The sequence below is a fragment of the Dankookia rubra genome (assembly GCF_004355005.1).
In the GTDB taxonomy this organism is placed as follows: Bacteria; Pseudomonadota; Alphaproteobacteria; order Acetobacterales; family Acetobacteraceae; genus Paracraurococcus; species Paracraurococcus ruber_A.
The window spans coordinates 1-13,027 of the sequence record NZ_SMSJ01000010.1 but is presented as its reverse complement, the minus strand read 5'-3'; the positions used below and the strand labels follow the sequence as shown (position 1 = coordinate 13,027).

Sequence of the window (13,027 nt, the reverse complement as noted above, 5' to 3'; positions counted from 1 at the left end):
TCTTCTGCCGTTGCGACCGGGCTGCTCGCGCAGCCGTGGGGCCACTTGGCGCGGCTAATCTGCTCTACCTCCGTGGCGTTCCGACGCGCCGCGCATCGCCCGCCTTGCCCCCCCTTCGGGGCACTGTGGCGCTGATGCAACAGCGCCCGGGCTTGCAGCGGGACCGATGAACCTCCGGCCCCGGATTTCTTTAGGCGCATGAGCGCATGTCGCCAGCGAACCGACCCCCCGGTTCCCGCGGCAGGCGCCACGAACACGGAGATGCGACAATGACTCTGAAAAGGGCGCTGCTGGCAGCGACCATCCTGGCGGCCCCGCTGGTGGCCCCTCTCGCGGCCAGCGCCCAGCCGGTGACCGGCCTCTACATCGGCCTCGGCGCCGGGGCGAACTGGATCAACAACCCGTCCAAGTTCGACCTCAGCGGCAGCAGCACGCCGGGTAATTTCGGTCTGCCGAACAACGTCACCATCGACAATGCCGGCAAGGCGAACTTCAAGACCGGTTGGGGCGGCGTCGGCAGCCTGGGCTGGGGCTTCGGCAACGGCTTCCGGGCGGAAATCGAAGGCAACTTCCGCGAGAACGAAGTCGACAGCATCCGCGGCTTCAACCTGGCTCCGATCGGCCGGACCGGTGGCTTCCAGCGCACCTACGGCGTGATGGCGAACGTCCTCTATGACTTCGACTTCGCCAACTTCGGCCTCGGCCAGTCCATCTTCCAGCCCTATGTCGGCGTCGGCGCCGGCTATGCCTGGACCGAGTGGCGCAACATCCGCGGCCAGAGCAATGCCCCGGGCCGTGGCGGCGCGGTGCTCTACGCCAACGACACCGATGCGCAGTTCGCCTACCAGGGTATCGTCGGCGTCGGCACCCCGCTGACCTGGCTCGGCGTCACCGGCCTGACCCTGACGGCGGAATACCGCTTCATGGGCACCCTGCAGCCGGAACTGTTCACCACGATCCGCAGCCCGACCAACAACCAGATCGGCGCTGCCGGCAAGATCCAGGCCGACAACTACAACCACTCGGTCATGCTCGGCCTGCGCTACGCGCTGTTCCAGCCGCCGCCGCCGCCGCCGCCGGTTGCCGTTGCGGCTCCGGCCGTGGCGCCGGCCCCGGCGCGCACCTACCTGGTCTTCTTCGACTGGGATCGCGCCGACCTGACCGCCCGCGCGCGGGAGATCATCGCCGAGGCGGCCTCCAACGCCGGCCGGGTGCAGTCGACGCGGATCGAGGTGGCCGGCCACGCCGACCGCTCCGGCACGCCGGCCTACAACCAGCGCCTGTCGCAGCGCCGCGCCGATGCGGTCGCGGCCGAGCTGGTCGCCCGCGGCATCAGCCGCAACGAGATCGCCGTCACCGCCTACGGCGAGAGCCGTCCGCTGGTGCCGACGGCCGATGGCGTGCGCGAGCCGCAGAACCGCCGGGTCGAGATCGTCCTCCGCTGAGCCTGAACGTCCCGGGTGGCGACACCCGGGACACCACCGGCCCGGTCGGGACAACCGGGCCGGCCTTCGGGGGGCGGAATTGGGAAGGGGCGCCGCGAGGCGCCCCTTTTTCGCGTCCGGGCTCCAGACCCGGTCAGATCACGTGGAACAGGTACAGCAGGATGAGGATCGGGATGGGGATGCCGAGGAGCCAGAGGAGGATGCCGCGCATGGTGACCTTCCGTTGCGTTCCGATCCCGGCTCAACGCGGCCTCCGCCCTGGCGCTCCCATGGTCGCGCATCGAGGCTTGCCCGCTCCATGCTTCGTGAATATGCCTGGACCACAAGGCAGGAGATGCGGATGCGGACGAGACGCGGGGTGATGGCCCTCCTTGGCGGGATTGGCACCATCCTGGCCCTTGGCGGCTGCGAGACCGACCCCAATGCGCCCTATCTCTGGGGCATCGGCGATCCGGTGCGCGGCGCGGCGCTGCGCGCCCCGCGCAACTTCGGCGAACCCAGCCGCTGGGTGGGCTCCCCCGCCAATGCGACCGTCGCGGTCGAGCAGCAGGAATTCCTCGCCAGCGAGCTGGCGACTAGCCCGATCTACGCGCCGGTGCTCAATCCGGCCGTGGTGCAGACGCTGCAGCAGGGCCGCGCCGAGATGCGCGACTACCTCGGCATCCCGGCCAGCGCCGACCCGCAGGCGGTGATCGAGGCAATGCGCCGGGCCGGCGCCGCGCTGCGCGCCGGCAACCAGGCCGGGGCGGAGGCGGCGCTGACCGGCCCGGCCTTTCCGGCCGGGCCGAGAGTGGTGCTCGCCCGCCTGTCCAACATGCCGCGCATGCCGCAGACGGTGGCGGCCGCCGGCATGGTCGCCTCGGACTTCGACCGGCTGGACCGGATCCGATAGGGCGATTCCCGGACGGGCGGGCGTCGTCCCGGGCACGCGGCGCGCGGGCGGCGCCGCGTTTGTCCCGATGCGAAGCGCGGCCGCCCGGTTCAGAAGGCGATCAGCTGCCGCACCACATGGCCGCCCTTCAGGCGCTTGAAGCCGTCGTTGATCTCCTCGAGCTTCAGCGTCGAGCTGATCAGGTGGTCGAGCTTGAGGCGGCCCTGCTGCCACATGGTCAGCAGCCGCGGCATGTCGGTGCGGAAGTGGTTGGAGCCCATCGACGACCCCTGGATCTTCCGCTCGCGCAGGAAGTCGAAGCCGTGCAGCTCGATCTTCTGGCCGAAGGGCACCATGCCGACGATGGTCGCGGTGCCGCCCGGCCGCAGCATGGCGAAGGCCTGCTCGGCGGTCTTCTTCAGGCCCAGCGCCTCGAAGCTGAACTCGACGCCGCCATTGGTCAGGTCCTTCACCGCCTGCACCGGGTCGTCGTTGCCGACGAGGACGGTGTCGGTGGCGCCCATAACCTTCGCCAGTTCCAGCTTCTCCGGCAGCGTATCCAGCGCGATGATGCGCGACGCGCCGGCGAGCGCCGCGCCGTTCACCGCCGAGAGGCCGACGCCGCCGCAGCCGATGACGGCCACCGTCGAGCCCGCGGGCACGCGGGCGGTGTTGATGACGGCGCCGACCCCGGTGATGACGCCGCAGCCGACCAGCGTCGCGTGGTCGAGCGGGATGTCGCGGTCGATCTTCACCAGCGCATTCTCGTGCACCACCATCTGCTCGGCGAAGGCCGAAAGGTTGAGGAACTGGTGCATGAGCTCCCCGCCCTTCCAGGACAGGCGGCGGGACTGGCCCGGCACCATCTTCACCTCGGTATTCTCGCAGAGCACGGTGCGGCCGCCGGTGCATTGCTGGCAGGCGCCGCAGAAGACCGACAGGCAGCCGATCACGTGGTCGCCGGGCGAGAGGTAAGTGACGTCGGACCCGACGGCCTCGACCACGCCGGCGACCTCGTGGCCCGGCACGGTCGGCATCGGATGGGGGTAGAGGCCCTCGATGAAATGCAGGTCGCTGTGGCAGAGGCCGGCGAAGGCGGTGCGCACCAGCACCTCCCGCGCCTTCGGCTTCTGCAGGGTGACCTCCTCGATGGTCAGGGGCTCGTTCGCCGCGTGCAGGACCGCTGCCTTCATGGGATGTCCTCTCCTCCTCCGGTCGCGTCATTGCCTTTGCGCGACGGGTAGCGCGCTATTCTGCGCCGGCGGTATAGGCTGCGCCAGACGGCAGAAGCAGGAGGAAACCCATGCCCGATCTTCTCGTGACCGAGCAGGATGGCGTCGCCACCCTCACCATGAACCGGCCGGACAGCCTGAACGCGCTCGGCGGCGACATGCTGACCGAGATGCTGGAAGCCCTGACGCGCATCGCCGGCGACATGTCGGTCGGCTGCGTGGTGCTCACCGGCGCGGGTCGCGGCTTCTCCGCCGGCGGCGACATGAAGGCGCGCGCCACCGGCGAGAAGCCGATCCTGGATGGCACGCGGGAGCAGGCGCAGATGTCGCTGCGCGCGCGGATGGAGGCGTCCCGCATCCTGCACGAGATGCCCAAGCCAACCATCGCCATGGTCAACGGCGTGGCGGCCGGCGCGGGGATGTCGCTGATGCTGGCCTGCGACATGCGCATCGGCGGCGCCAACGCGCGGATGGGCACCGCCTTCGGCAAGATGGGGTTTTCCGGTGACTTCGGCGGCCATTGGTTCCTCAACCGCCTGGTCGGGCCGGCCAAGGCGCGCGAACTCTACTTCACCGCCGAGGTCATCGATTCCGCCGAGATGGCCCGGCTCGGCCTGCTGAACAAGCTGGTGGCGGATGCCGAGCTGACGGCGACGACCATGGCGCTGGCGAAGCAGCTGGCGGCCGGGCCGCGCGTCGCCTGGCACCACATGAAGCGCAACATGCAGGTCGCCGAGCAGGGCACCTTGTCCGAGGCGCTGGATGTCGAAGCCTTCGGCATGACCCGCTGCCGCGACACCGAGGACCACCGGGAGGCGCTGAAGGCCTTCGCCGAGAAGCGCCCGCCGGTTTTCAGCGGGCGATAAGCTTGGCGAGGGAACAGTATTCCATTCCCAAGCTTGTCCGTCGCTTCTCGTAGGTCCGGCTGCAGCCGCGCAGCGCGTGCCGACTCAGAGAAACAGATCAAGGGTCCGGGGAGAATACCTTCTCCCCGGCCTTGCCTTGCTAGGCGTCGAGATTCCAGCAATCGACGTCCCACTTCCAGGCGCCGCCTTCCTGCTTCCACAGCACCACGTATTTGACGGTGACCGGCGGCGCCCCGGGCTTGGTGAAGATCTCGCCGCGGCCGAGCTCGGTCGCGCGGTCGCCGGTGACGGTCACTTCCAGGCTGTGCAGCTTCGCCCCGGTGACGCCGAGCGCACCGGCGGCGCCCTTCCAGTAGTCGATGATGCCGGGGATCCCGGTAATGGCGGGCACGCCGGGCGAGAACAGCCGGGCGCCTTCGGTATAGACCCGCGCCAGGGCGGCGAAGTCGCCCCGGCCCATCGCATCTTCCTCGAAGATGCGGTTGGTCGCGCGGAATGCCTCATGCGCCATGGTCGCCTCCCTGCCTGCCGGCGCAGCTTGCACCGGCGGCGGGAGGCACTCCTTCACGGTTCCGCGACAGGCGACCCGGCCGCGGTCAGGACTTGTTGCTCGGGTCGTGGACGTGGTGCCGGTCGCGCTCGCCGCCGCCGGAAACCCGGCTTCGGTCGGGATTGGTCGCCTCGCCCGGGGTCGGGCCGTGGTCGTCCCGGTCGCGATGCGCCCTGCCGTGCCCGCCGCCCTGGTGGCTGCTGCCGGGCCCGCCCTCGTCGCGCTTCACCTCGTGCTCGCCGCGTTGCTGCTTCATCTCAGCGATCCTGCTGGTGGCCCTGGTGGGTGGTGTTCTGCTTGATGTTGCCCTGCCGGCCCTGCTCCGCGAGGTTGCGGTCGCGGCCGGACTTGGTTGCCTCGGCGGCCTGGGCCGACATGTCCCCGGCATGGTCCTGGTGCGGGCCGGGACCTTTCGGGCTGATGCCGGCCGGCGGGACCGGCGGCAGGTGGGCCTTCGACATGGGCGTTCCTCTTCCTGGCCTGTGACCCGTCGCGAACGCGCCCCCGCCCCACGCTGTTCCCGATATTTGTCCCCTGGCCTTCCACCGTTCCGCACCCCATACCGGCGGCATGTCCGCCACCCCCACCCGGGCCGCCGCCATGCCCGGCAGCCGCGCCTGGCTGAACAGCCTCTTCGTCGACCACGCCCTGCTCCGCGTCTCCTGGCGCAACTGGGGCGTGGTCGAGAGCGGCCGGCTCTACCGGTCCAATCACCCGCTGCCCTGGCAACTGCGTGACGCGCAGCACCGGCTCGGCCTGCGGACCGTGATCAACCTGCGCGGCGAGCGGCGGGATTGCGGCTCCGACCGGCTCGGCCGCGCCGCCGCCGCCGCCGCCGGCCTGGTGCATGTGGACGCGCCCTTCGAGAGCCGCGGCGCGCCGCACAAGGACCGCATCCTCCGCCTGGCGGAGGTCTTCGCCAGCGTGCCGGAGCCGATCCTGATCCACTGCAAGTCGGGCGCCGACCGCACCGGGCTCGCGGCCGGGCTCTGGCTGCTGCTGCAGGGCCGGCCGGTCGGGCAGGCGATGGCGCAACTCACGCTGCGCCACGGCCATATCCGCCAGGGCAAGACCGGCATCCTCGACGCCTTCTTCGCCCGCTACGCGGCGGCGACGCGGGTGGCGCCGAAGCCTTTCCTCGAGTGGGTCAGGGAGGATTACGAGGAGGCGGCGCTGCGGCGCGACTTCACCTCGCAGCCCTGGGCCGACCGGCTGCTGGACGGGATCCTGCGGCGGGAATAGCGGGCCGGATCGATCGCCGCAGGACGGGTTGCCGCGCGGAGGCGCGGATCCGCTTCGTCGGCGATCGCCTCACAGCAGCCCGAGCTTCAGCCCCATCCGGTGCAGCGGCCCGACCAGCAGGTTGCACAGCACCGTCCGGGTCAGGTGGAAGCCCAGCACCAGCGGCACCGCCAGTTCCAGCGCCTTGGCCGTCAGCGCCATCTCCGGCATCCCGCCCGGCGCCATGCCGAGGATCAACGCCGGCACCGGCAGCCCGGCCAGCCGCGCCATGCCCCAGGCGATCAGGGTCAGCAGCAGGGACAGCACGACCGAGGAGATCACCGCGGCGACCGCCAGCCGGCGCGAGGTCAGCAGGAAGCTCTTGGTCAGCCGCGTCCCGAGCGAGGCGCCCATCGCCACCTGCGCCGCGTTGAGCAGCACGGCCGGCACGCCGGACGGCAGGTGCCCGGTCGCCGCCAGGCCGATCGCCACGCCGCAGGGGCCGAGCATCCAGGGATTGGCCAGGCCCGCCAGGCGCAGCGGCCAGGCCATGGCCAGGCCGCCCGCCGCCATCGCCAGCAGCCCCGGCCACCAGACCGGCTGCCGCGTCGCCATGAACTCGCCGAAGGCGCCGTGCGGCGCCAGCCAGCCGAGCAGCGGCGGGAAGGTCAGCACCACCACCAGCACCCGCATGGTCTGCGCCAGCGTCACCGTGGCGACCGAGGCGCGGGCGTCCTGCGCCAGCATGGCCATGACGATCACCCCGCCGGGGACGGCGCAGAAGAAGCCGGTCTGCGGATCCGTTCCCGCCAGCCGGGTGAACAGCCGCGCCACGACGAAGCCGGTGGCGATGGCGATGACGCCGCCGGCCAGCAGCACCGGCAGGGCGCCGCTGACCGCCGCCAGCACCGGGCCGGAGAAGGTGGCGCCGAGCCCGAGGCCGAGGAAGACCAGCCCGGCCGGCCGCGCCCAGCCGATCACCGCCACCGGCCGGTGCCAGGCGAGCGTCGCGGTCGCCACCATCGCGCCGATCATCCAGGCGAGCGGCAGGTGCAGCAGCGCCAGCAGGCCGCCGCCGAGGGCGGCGCTTCCGGTGGTGAGGAGCTGGGTCGGGAGGGTCCGCAAGGCGCCCGACCTTCGCGCCGGCGGCCCGATCCGTCAAACCGGTCGGGCCGGATTCAGGCTTCCTTCAGCCTTTGTCTCGAAAATCGGGACGGCCCGATCATGAACTCGCTCAGCCCCCTCCCCCCGCCGCGCGGGGCGGATCCTCCCAGCGAAGCCGCCCCGCCGAGGGCCGCGGCATACGAGCCTGCCGGCAGGCCCGAGGCAGCCTCGCCCGGCCTGCCGAACCCGTCGCTGCGGCTCGATCCGGCGCTGGGGCTGGTGGTGCTGGAGTTCCGCGACCGATCCGGCCGCACCGCGACCCTGCCGACCGAGCGCGAGTTGGCCGCCTATCGCTCCGCCCGCGGCAGGCCGGAACCGACCCCGCCGCCGCCGAAGCCGGGCGCCGGGATGGAGGCGCAGATGGCGGCACGCCTGGCCGCCGATACGGCGGCCAAGGCGGCCCCGCAGGTTGCCGCCCCAGCCGCCCCGGCGCGGCCCGACCGGGGCTGACGCCGGCGGCCCGGCGCCGCCCCCTCTTTCCGCGTTCAGGGCCTGTCGCGGGAGGCCGCGAAGGCCCGGAGGCATGGATCCGCTTCGGACACCAGGCGGGGCCGCGACGGCGCCGGGTTCAGGCCGGGACGCAGGCCGCGATCGTCCCTCAGGCCTCGGCCCGCGGCGGCGCCGGCGGCATCAGCCCCAGCACCTCCTCCTCATGCCGCATCACCCGGCGCGCCAGCTTCAGCGCCTGGTAGCAGTCATCCACCTCAGCGAAAGCGAGCGCCTGGCCCAGCATCTCCCGCACGGTGGCGGAGGTCGTCGCCTCCTGGAAATCGGTGATCAGGCCGCGCGCCGCGACCAGGCCGCCGGGCCGTTCCTCGTCGTTGCCGATATAGGCGGTCTGCAGGGCGAAATAGATCCGCCGCGCCGGGGTGGTCGCCGTCTCCGGCGCCATGATCTGCTTGCCGAACAGGAAGCGCGCCTTGGCCGCGAGCTCGATGCGCGCGCGATTGCGGAAGCGGATCGGCGCCCCGTTCACCACCATCAGATCGCCCTGGCGTAACTCGAGCACCAGCGTGGACATGCATCTTCCTTTTATCGCTGCGCGCAATCCGCGAAACGTCGCAGGTTGCGTTTAACGGTCCCTGAACCGCGGCGCGGTCAGCGGAGATAGGAGGTCAGGCTCAGCCGGCCGAGATTGCCGAGCGCCGTATAGCTCGCCTCCAGGGCGGTTCGCGTCGCCTGCAGGCGGGTGAGGGTGGCTGCAAGGTCGACCTCCTCGACATCGGCAAGTTGTGCCTTCAGCGTATCCGTGACGGTGGCGTGCCGCGCCTGCGCCGCCTGCAGCCGCTGCTCCGCCAGGCCGAGCGCGCCCTGCTCGTCGGCCAGGCCGTTCGCCGCGCTCCTCAGCCCCTGCCGGATGGTATCCGCCAGGGCACGGAAATCGGTTGGCGCGGCGGCCTGGGCCGGGCCCAGCGCGGCGATGCTGGCCAGGCCGCGCAGCAGGTCGCGCGCCCAGGACCCGGTGGTCTCCCCGGTCGAGGCCACCGCGCCGTTGCGGTTGGCCGGGACGCCATAGGCCATCGCCTGACCATCCCCCGCCGGCACGCTCCGCCGCGGCTCGGCCAGGCCGCCGGCCGGGTCGGAGAGGAACGCGGAGAAGGGCGTCACCCCGGCGCTGTCGTCCATCGCCGCCGCCTTCGTCGCCGCCGCGACCGCCGCCGCATTGCCGCCGCCGAGCGTCGCCACCGCGCCGGCCACCTGCCGCGCCATGCCGGAGGCCGGCAGGCCTTCCGGGTCCGGGACCGGCGGGTTGGCGAAGTCGGACCCGCCGAACAGGTATTCGCCGTTGCTCTGGCTGTTCAGCAACTGCCCGACCTCGACCATCGCCGCCCTGGCACGGGAGGCGACCAGGGCGAGCGAGCCGGTGTCGTTCGGGTCGAGCTTCATCGCCACGCCACCGGCGAATTCGCCGGCGATCGAGGCCAGCCGCTGCAGCGCCGTCCCGGTGGCGGCGGTGCGGCCCAGCGCCTCGCCGATCGCGCTGCCATAGGCCTCGCGCCGGACGATCTCGCCGCGCAGCGTCAGCGCCCGCGGCAACTGCGGCGCCAGGTCGCCGATCGCATCGGTCCGCCGCCCGGTCGAGGCCTGGCGGGTCAGCCCCTCGAGCCGCAGGCGCAGCGCGGCGCTGTCGGCTTCCAGCCGGCCGAGGAGGCTGATCGAGGTCATCGGCCCATCCCCTTACCTCACCGCGCCAAGCAGGGTGTCGAACAGCGCCTGCACCGTGCCGAGCACCTTGGCATTGGCGGCATAGGCATTCTGCAGCGCGACGATGCCGGCCATCTCGGCATCGGTATCGACGCCGGACTGGCGGCCGAAGCGGGCCTCGAGCGCCGCGCCCAGCGCCGTCGCCTGGTCCTTGGCCACGGTCGCCGCGGCGCGGTCGCCGGCCTGCGCGGCGGTGATGCGCCCGGCATAGGACTCGAGCGTCGCCGGCGCGGTGAAGGGGGAGGCCAGGGTGCCGTCCGGCCCGAGCCCGGCGGTGGCGATGCCCGGCCAGGGCTGGCCGGCGGCGGCCTCCGCCCCGAAGGCGAAGTCCAGCACGCGGTCGAGCAGCGTGGTGAAGCCGGCCGGCCCGCCTGCCGGGTTCGGCACGAAGGCGGTCGGCCCGCCGGCGCTGCCCGCCACCGCCCGGGTGCCGTCGCGCAGCAGGGCCGGGTTGGCGGCGATGGCCGGGTTCACCCGGATGCGTCCGGCGAAGCCGACCTGCGCGCCGCCGGCATAGGGCTGCGCCGGATCCGGCAGGCTGGTCCCGTCGGCATCGGTGAAGAGCCGCAGCCCCTCCCCGTCCAGCCGGGCCGCGAGGTTGCTGGCCAGCACGTCGGCCTCCGCCTGGTAGCGCGGCAGGGTGCGGTCGCGCAGCGCGATCGCCTCGCCCAGCCGGCCGCCGGAGACCTGGCCGGTGATGTCGAGCCCGTTCAGCGTGACGCCCGGCAGGGTGCCGCCGGCGCCCGACAGGCTGGCCGGCTGCACCGCAGCCTCCGCGGTCGAGAACTGGTCGCGGCCGGGGTCGAGCGGCAGCACGATGCCGCCCTTGGCCACCAGCAGCAGGTCGCCGCCGGCCCGCTTCACCGCCTGCACGCCGAGGCTTTCCGACAGGGTGGCGATCGCCGCGTCGCGCCGGTCCTCGAGCGCCGCGGCATCGCCATCGGCGCCGCGCTGCAGCGCCAGGGTCAGCGTGGCGACCTCGCGCAGCGCCGCATTGGCGGTCTTCACCTCGGCCACGATCGCATCCTGCGCCTGCTGCCGCGCCGTGCCGATCGCCTGCGAGACGCCGTTCAGCCGCCCCGCCAGGGTCTCCGCCGCGGCGGCCGCCGCCTGCTGCTTGCCGGCATCGGCCGGTGCGGCGCGCAGCGCGAGGAAGCGGGTGTGGAGGTCGGCCAGCCCGTCGGCCAGGGTCTGGCCGCTGTCGCCATGCGCCTGCTCGATGCCGGTCAGCAGCGTTTCCCGCAACGCGGCGGCGGCGCTGCCGGCGCGACTGGCATCGAGCCGTGCCAGCAGCGCGGCATCGACGGCACGCGCCGCCTCGGCGCTGCGCAGCCCGGCCGGGCTGTCGCCGACCGTGACCGCCTGCTGCGGCACGGTCTTCCGCGTGTAGCCGGGCGTGTCGGCATTGGCGACGTTCTGCGAGGCCTGCGCCAGGCCACGCTGCACGGCGGCGAGGCCGCTGCGGGCGATCAGCAGGGCGGAGTCGAGGCTCATGGCGGGCTATCCCCGGGCCCGGCTCAGCGGCGCATGTTGATCGTGTCCTGCAGCAGCTCATCCGTCGCCGACACCACCTTGGTGTTGGCGGAATAGGCGCGCTGGGCGACGATCAGCTTGGTGAACTCGGTGGCGATGTCGACGTTCGACCGCTCGATCGAGCCGGTGACCAGCTTGCCGACGCCGTTCGAGGCGGCATCGGTGACCCGCGCCTCGCCGCTTTCGGGCGTCCGCATGAAGGCCTGGCCGTCGAGGCGCTGCAGCTTCTCCGGGTCGTTGAAGGCGACCAGCGGGACGCGGGCGATGACGCGGCTCTGGCCGTTGTCGTAGTTCACCGCGACGTCGCCGTTGCCGCGGATCGATAGGCCGGAATAGGCGCCGAGCGGCACGCCGTCCTGGGCGTTGTTGCGGACCGAGAATTCGGTGCCGGAATACTGTGTCAGCCCCTGCGCCAGGCCGAACTTGCCGAGCGCCAGCTGCACCGTCTGCGCCCCTTGGCCGAAATCCGCGGTGAAGCTGATGGTGGCGGGGTCGCCGGTGGCGCTGGTGCCGGGCAGGGTGACGGAGCCGGTGGCATTGGTGAAGGTGCCGATCGTGCCATCCGTCACCGCTGGCGTGGCACCGGTGCCGAAATGCAGCCCGACCGTGCCGCGCGCGGCGCTGTTGATGTCGTCCGGCGCGTTCAGCCCCAGGGTCCAGGAATTGGTGCCGGCACTGGTGAAGCTCAGGTTGACCGTGTGCAGCCGGCCGAGGCTGTCATAGACCTGCGCCTGGGTGGTGACCGGCGTGGTCGTCGCATCCGCCGGCAGGTTGGCGGCCAGGTCGATCCTGGTGGTGGCGACCGGATTGAAGACCTGCTGGTTCAGCCGGATGGGGTTGAGGATGGTGCGGTCCGGATTGCCGGCGGCATCCGACGGCCAGCCCTGCAGGTAGTAGCCGGCGCCGTTGACCAGGTAGCCGTCCTTGTCGAGCGCGACGTCGCCGGCCCGGGTGAAGAACTGCCGCTCGTCGAACACCGGCTGGCCGTTGGTGGTGCCCTTGGCGAGTGCCACGCTGAAGAAGCCCTGGCCGCCGATCGCCATGGCCAGCGGCTGCTCCGCCTGCTCGATCGTGCCCTGGACGGCGTTGGTGTAGTTGGGCCGGGCGATGACCGCGCCGGGCTCGTTCACCGTGGCATTCGACTGGGTGATGTAGGAGACGAAATTCGTGTCGACGCGCTTGTAGCCGATGGTCTGGCTGTTCGCGACGTTGTCCGAGATGTCGCCGAGCGCCTTGCTCTGCGCGGTGAGGCCGCTGATGGCGGCGGTGAGAGAGCCGAAGAGGGACATGCGGGAAAGCTCCGGCGACGAAGGGTGACCGGGCCGCGGGGGACCTGGCCGGGGTGATTGCGGCGGCGTGGTTGCAGCGACCGTGCCAGGATTCGGCGAAGGGCGACCGGCGCCGCTTGCCGGCGGGGCGGCAGGGCTTGCCGGGTGGCCGGCCGGGCTTGCCGGAGTTCGGCCGGCACGGGGTGGAACGCCGCTCGCAACCGGGGCGGCATGGATGCCCAGCCATTGCCCGCCAAGCCCCGGACCGCCCGGCCCCCGCCTGTCCAGTCCCAGACTGTCCAGTCCCGGGCTGCCCAGTCCCACCCTGCCCGGCGCCTGCATGCCCGAGACGTCCCTGCCCCGGGCCTGCCGGACGCAACCCCGCCCGCCGCCGCGGCGCGCGACGCCGCATCCCCCGACAGGGGCTTCGCCGGCACCCTGGCGCGGCTGGCGAGCGACAAGGCGCCAGCGGCACCCGATGCCGCGGCGGCCGAGCCGGCGGAGGATGCGCCGCCAGCGCCGCCCGGCGCGGGACCGCAAATCCTTCAACCCACCGTCCTCCCCCTGACGGCCGCGGCCGCCGGCGCGGTCCCGGGCGCCGCGCTGCTGGGCGCGGCTGGCGCGGCGCCTTCCGCCGATCCGCCGGCCATGGCCGGGGCGGCCCCTGGGGCT

The 13,027-nt window shown here is 72.5% G+C and carries 14 protein-coding genes and 1 pseudogene; 6 read left to right on the top strand and 9 right to left on the bottom strand.

Features of this window, described 5'->3' with window-relative positions; genetic code table 11:
• Positions 1-269: 269 nt before the first annotated feature.
• Both E2C06_RS10490 and E2C06_RS10485 read left to right on the top strand, forming a co-directional pair.
• Positions 270-1,445: an OmpA family protein gene (locus E2C06_RS10490; protein ID WP_133288558.1), complete on the top strand. Its 1,176-nt coding sequence runs from the start codon at positions 270-272 to the stop codon at positions 1,443-1,445.
• A gap of 340 nt (positions 1,446-1,785) precedes the next feature.
• Positions 1,786-2,337 carry a hypothetical protein gene (locus E2C06_RS10485; RefSeq protein WP_133288557.1) on the top strand — a complete coding sequence of 184 codons (552 nt, stop codon included), beginning with the start codon at positions 1,786-1,788 and terminating at the stop codon, positions 2,335-2,337.
• A gap of 89 nt (positions 2,338-2,426) precedes the next feature.
• Here E2C06_RS10485 and E2C06_RS10480 read toward each other — a convergent pair whose 3' ends face one another.
• Positions 2,427-3,509: a Zn-dependent alcohol dehydrogenase gene (locus E2C06_RS10480; protein WP_133288556.1), complete on the bottom strand. Its 1,083-nt coding sequence runs from the start codon at positions 3,507-3,509 to the stop codon at positions 2,427-2,429.
• Positions 3,510-3,619: 110 nt separating this feature from the next.
• On the opposite strand from E2C06_RS10480, the gene E2C06_RS10475 reads away from it, so the two are divergent.
• Positions 3,620-4,414 (top strand): enoyl-CoA hydratase, encoded by a 795-nt coding sequence (locus tag E2C06_RS10475; protein ID WP_133288555.1) that lies wholly within the window; start codon positions 3,620-3,622, stop codon positions 4,412-4,414.
• Positions 4,415-4,553: 139 nt separating this feature from the next.
• Here the strand turns inward: E2C06_RS10475 and E2C06_RS10470 are convergent, their stop codons facing one another.
• From E2C06_RS10470 to E2C06_RS10460, 3 genes are all read right to left on the bottom strand, one after another.
• Positions 4,554-4,925 (bottom strand): YybH family protein, encoded by a 372-nt coding sequence (locus tag E2C06_RS10470; protein ID WP_133288554.1) that lies wholly within the window; start codon positions 4,923-4,925, stop codon positions 4,554-4,556.
• A gap of 85 nt (positions 4,926-5,010) precedes the next feature.
• Positions 5,011-5,220, bottom strand: a complete 210-nt coding sequence (locus E2C06_RS10465; RefSeq protein ID WP_133288553.1) for a hypothetical protein — start codon at positions 5,218-5,220, stop codon at positions 5,011-5,013.
• 1 nt (position 5,221) lies between these two features.
• Positions 5,222-5,425 carry a hypothetical protein gene (locus E2C06_RS10460; protein ID WP_133288552.1) on the bottom strand — a complete coding sequence of 68 codons (204 nt, stop codon included), beginning with the start codon at positions 5,423-5,425 and terminating at the stop codon, positions 5,222-5,224.
• Between the two features lie 109 nt (positions 5,426-5,534).
• Between E2C06_RS10460 and E2C06_RS10455 the strand changes: the two genes are divergently transcribed.
• Entirely contained in the window at positions 5,535-6,206 is a 672-nt protein-coding gene (locus E2C06_RS10455; protein ID WP_133288551.1) for a tyrosine-protein phosphatase, read from the top strand.
• A 69-nt stretch (positions 6,207-6,275) separates the two neighbouring features.
• On the opposite strand, the gene E2C06_RS10450 is transcribed toward E2C06_RS10455, so the two are convergent.
• Positions 6,276-7,310 carry an AbrB family transcriptional regulator gene (locus E2C06_RS10450; RefSeq protein WP_165982317.1) on the bottom strand — a complete coding sequence of 345 codons (1,035 nt, stop codon included), beginning with the start codon at positions 7,308-7,310 and terminating at the stop codon, positions 6,276-6,278.
• A gap of 99 nt (positions 7,311-7,409) precedes the next feature.
• Here E2C06_RS10450 and E2C06_RS10445 point away from each other — a divergent pair, with 99 nt between their 5' ends.
• Complete coding sequence (locus E2C06_RS10445; protein WP_133288549.1) at positions 7,410-7,799, top strand: hypothetical protein; 390 nt, start codon at positions 7,410-7,412, stop codon at positions 7,797-7,799.
• 148 nt (positions 7,800-7,947) lie between these two features.
• Here E2C06_RS10445 and E2C06_RS10440 read toward each other — a convergent pair whose 3' ends face one another.
• From E2C06_RS10440 to flgE, 4 genes are all read right to left on the bottom strand, one after another.
• Positions 7,948-8,370, bottom strand: coding sequence for a flagellar biosynthesis repressor FlbT (locus E2C06_RS10440; RefSeq protein WP_133288548.1), 423 nt, complete (start codon positions 8,368-8,370; stop codon positions 7,948-7,950).
• 77 nt (positions 8,371-8,447) lie between these two features.
• Positions 8,448-9,515 carry a flagellin gene (locus E2C06_RS10435; protein ID WP_133288547.1) on the bottom strand — a complete coding sequence of 356 codons (1,068 nt, stop codon included), beginning with the start codon at positions 9,513-9,515 and terminating at the stop codon, positions 8,448-8,450.
• Between the two features lie 12 nt (positions 9,516-9,527).
• A complete protein-coding gene (locus E2C06_RS10430) occupies positions 9,528-11,048 on the bottom strand; it encodes a flagellar hook-associated protein FlgK (RefSeq protein ID WP_133288546.1) in 1,521 nt (506 codons plus the stop codon).
• A 23-nt stretch (positions 11,049-11,071) separates the two neighbouring features.
• Positions 11,072-12,376: a flagellar hook protein FlgE gene (flgE, locus tag E2C06_RS10425; protein ID WP_165982316.1), complete on the bottom strand. Its 1,305-nt coding sequence runs from the start codon at positions 12,374-12,376 to the stop codon at positions 11,072-11,074.
• A 225-nt stretch (positions 12,377-12,601) separates the two neighbouring features.
• Here flgE and E2C06_RS38695 point away from each other — a divergent pair.
• Positions 12,602-13,027: pseudogene (locus E2C06_RS38695) on the top strand (hypothetical protein); the annotation flags it as partial.

Coding starts and splice junctions, on each gene's coding strand:
- E2C06_RS10490 (WP_133288558.1), top strand. CDS start 270: ATGACTCTGAAAAGGGCGCTGCTGGCAGCGACCATCCTGGCGGCCCCG.
- E2C06_RS10485 (WP_133288557.1), top strand. CDS start 1,786: ATGCGGACGAGACGCGGGGTGATGGCCCTCCTTGGCGGGATTGGCACC.
- E2C06_RS10480 (WP_133288556.1), bottom strand. CDS start 3,509: ATGAAGGCAGCGGTCCTGCACGCGGCGAACGAGCCCCTGACCATCGAG.
- E2C06_RS10475 (WP_133288555.1), top strand. CDS start 3,620: ATGCCCGATCTTCTCGTGACCGAGCAGGATGGCGTCGCCACCCTCACC.
- E2C06_RS10470 (WP_133288554.1), bottom strand. CDS start 4,925: ATGGCGCATGAGGCATTCCGCGCGACCAACCGCATCTTCGAGGAAGAT.
- E2C06_RS10465 (WP_133288553.1), bottom strand. CDS start 5,220: ATGAAGCAGCAACGCGGCGAGCACGAGGTGAAGCGCGACGAGGGCGGG.
- E2C06_RS10460 (WP_133288552.1), bottom strand. CDS start 5,425: ATGTCGAAGGCCCACCTGCCGCCGGTCCCGCCGGCCGGCATCAGCCCG.
- E2C06_RS10455 (WP_133288551.1), top strand. CDS start 5,535: ATGTCCGCCACCCCCACCCGGGCCGCCGCCATGCCCGGCAGCCGCGCC.
- E2C06_RS10445 (WP_133288549.1), top strand. CDS start 7,410: ATGAACTCGCTCAGCCCCCTCCCCCCGCCGCGCGGGGCGGATCCTCCC.
- E2C06_RS10440 (WP_133288548.1), bottom strand. CDS start 8,370: ATGTCCACGCTGGTGCTCGAGTTACGCCAGGGCGATCTGATGGTGGTG.
- E2C06_RS10435 (WP_133288547.1), bottom strand. CDS start 9,515: ATGACCTCGATCAGCCTCCTCGGCCGGCTGGAAGCCGACAGCGCCGCG.
- E2C06_RS10430 (WP_133288546.1), bottom strand. CDS start 11,048: ATGAGCCTCGACTCCGCCCTGCTGATCGCCCGCAGCGGCCTCGCCGCC.
- flgE (WP_165982316.1), bottom strand. CDS start 12,376: ATGTCCCTCTTCGGCTCTCTCACCGCCGCCATCAGCGGCCTCACCGCG.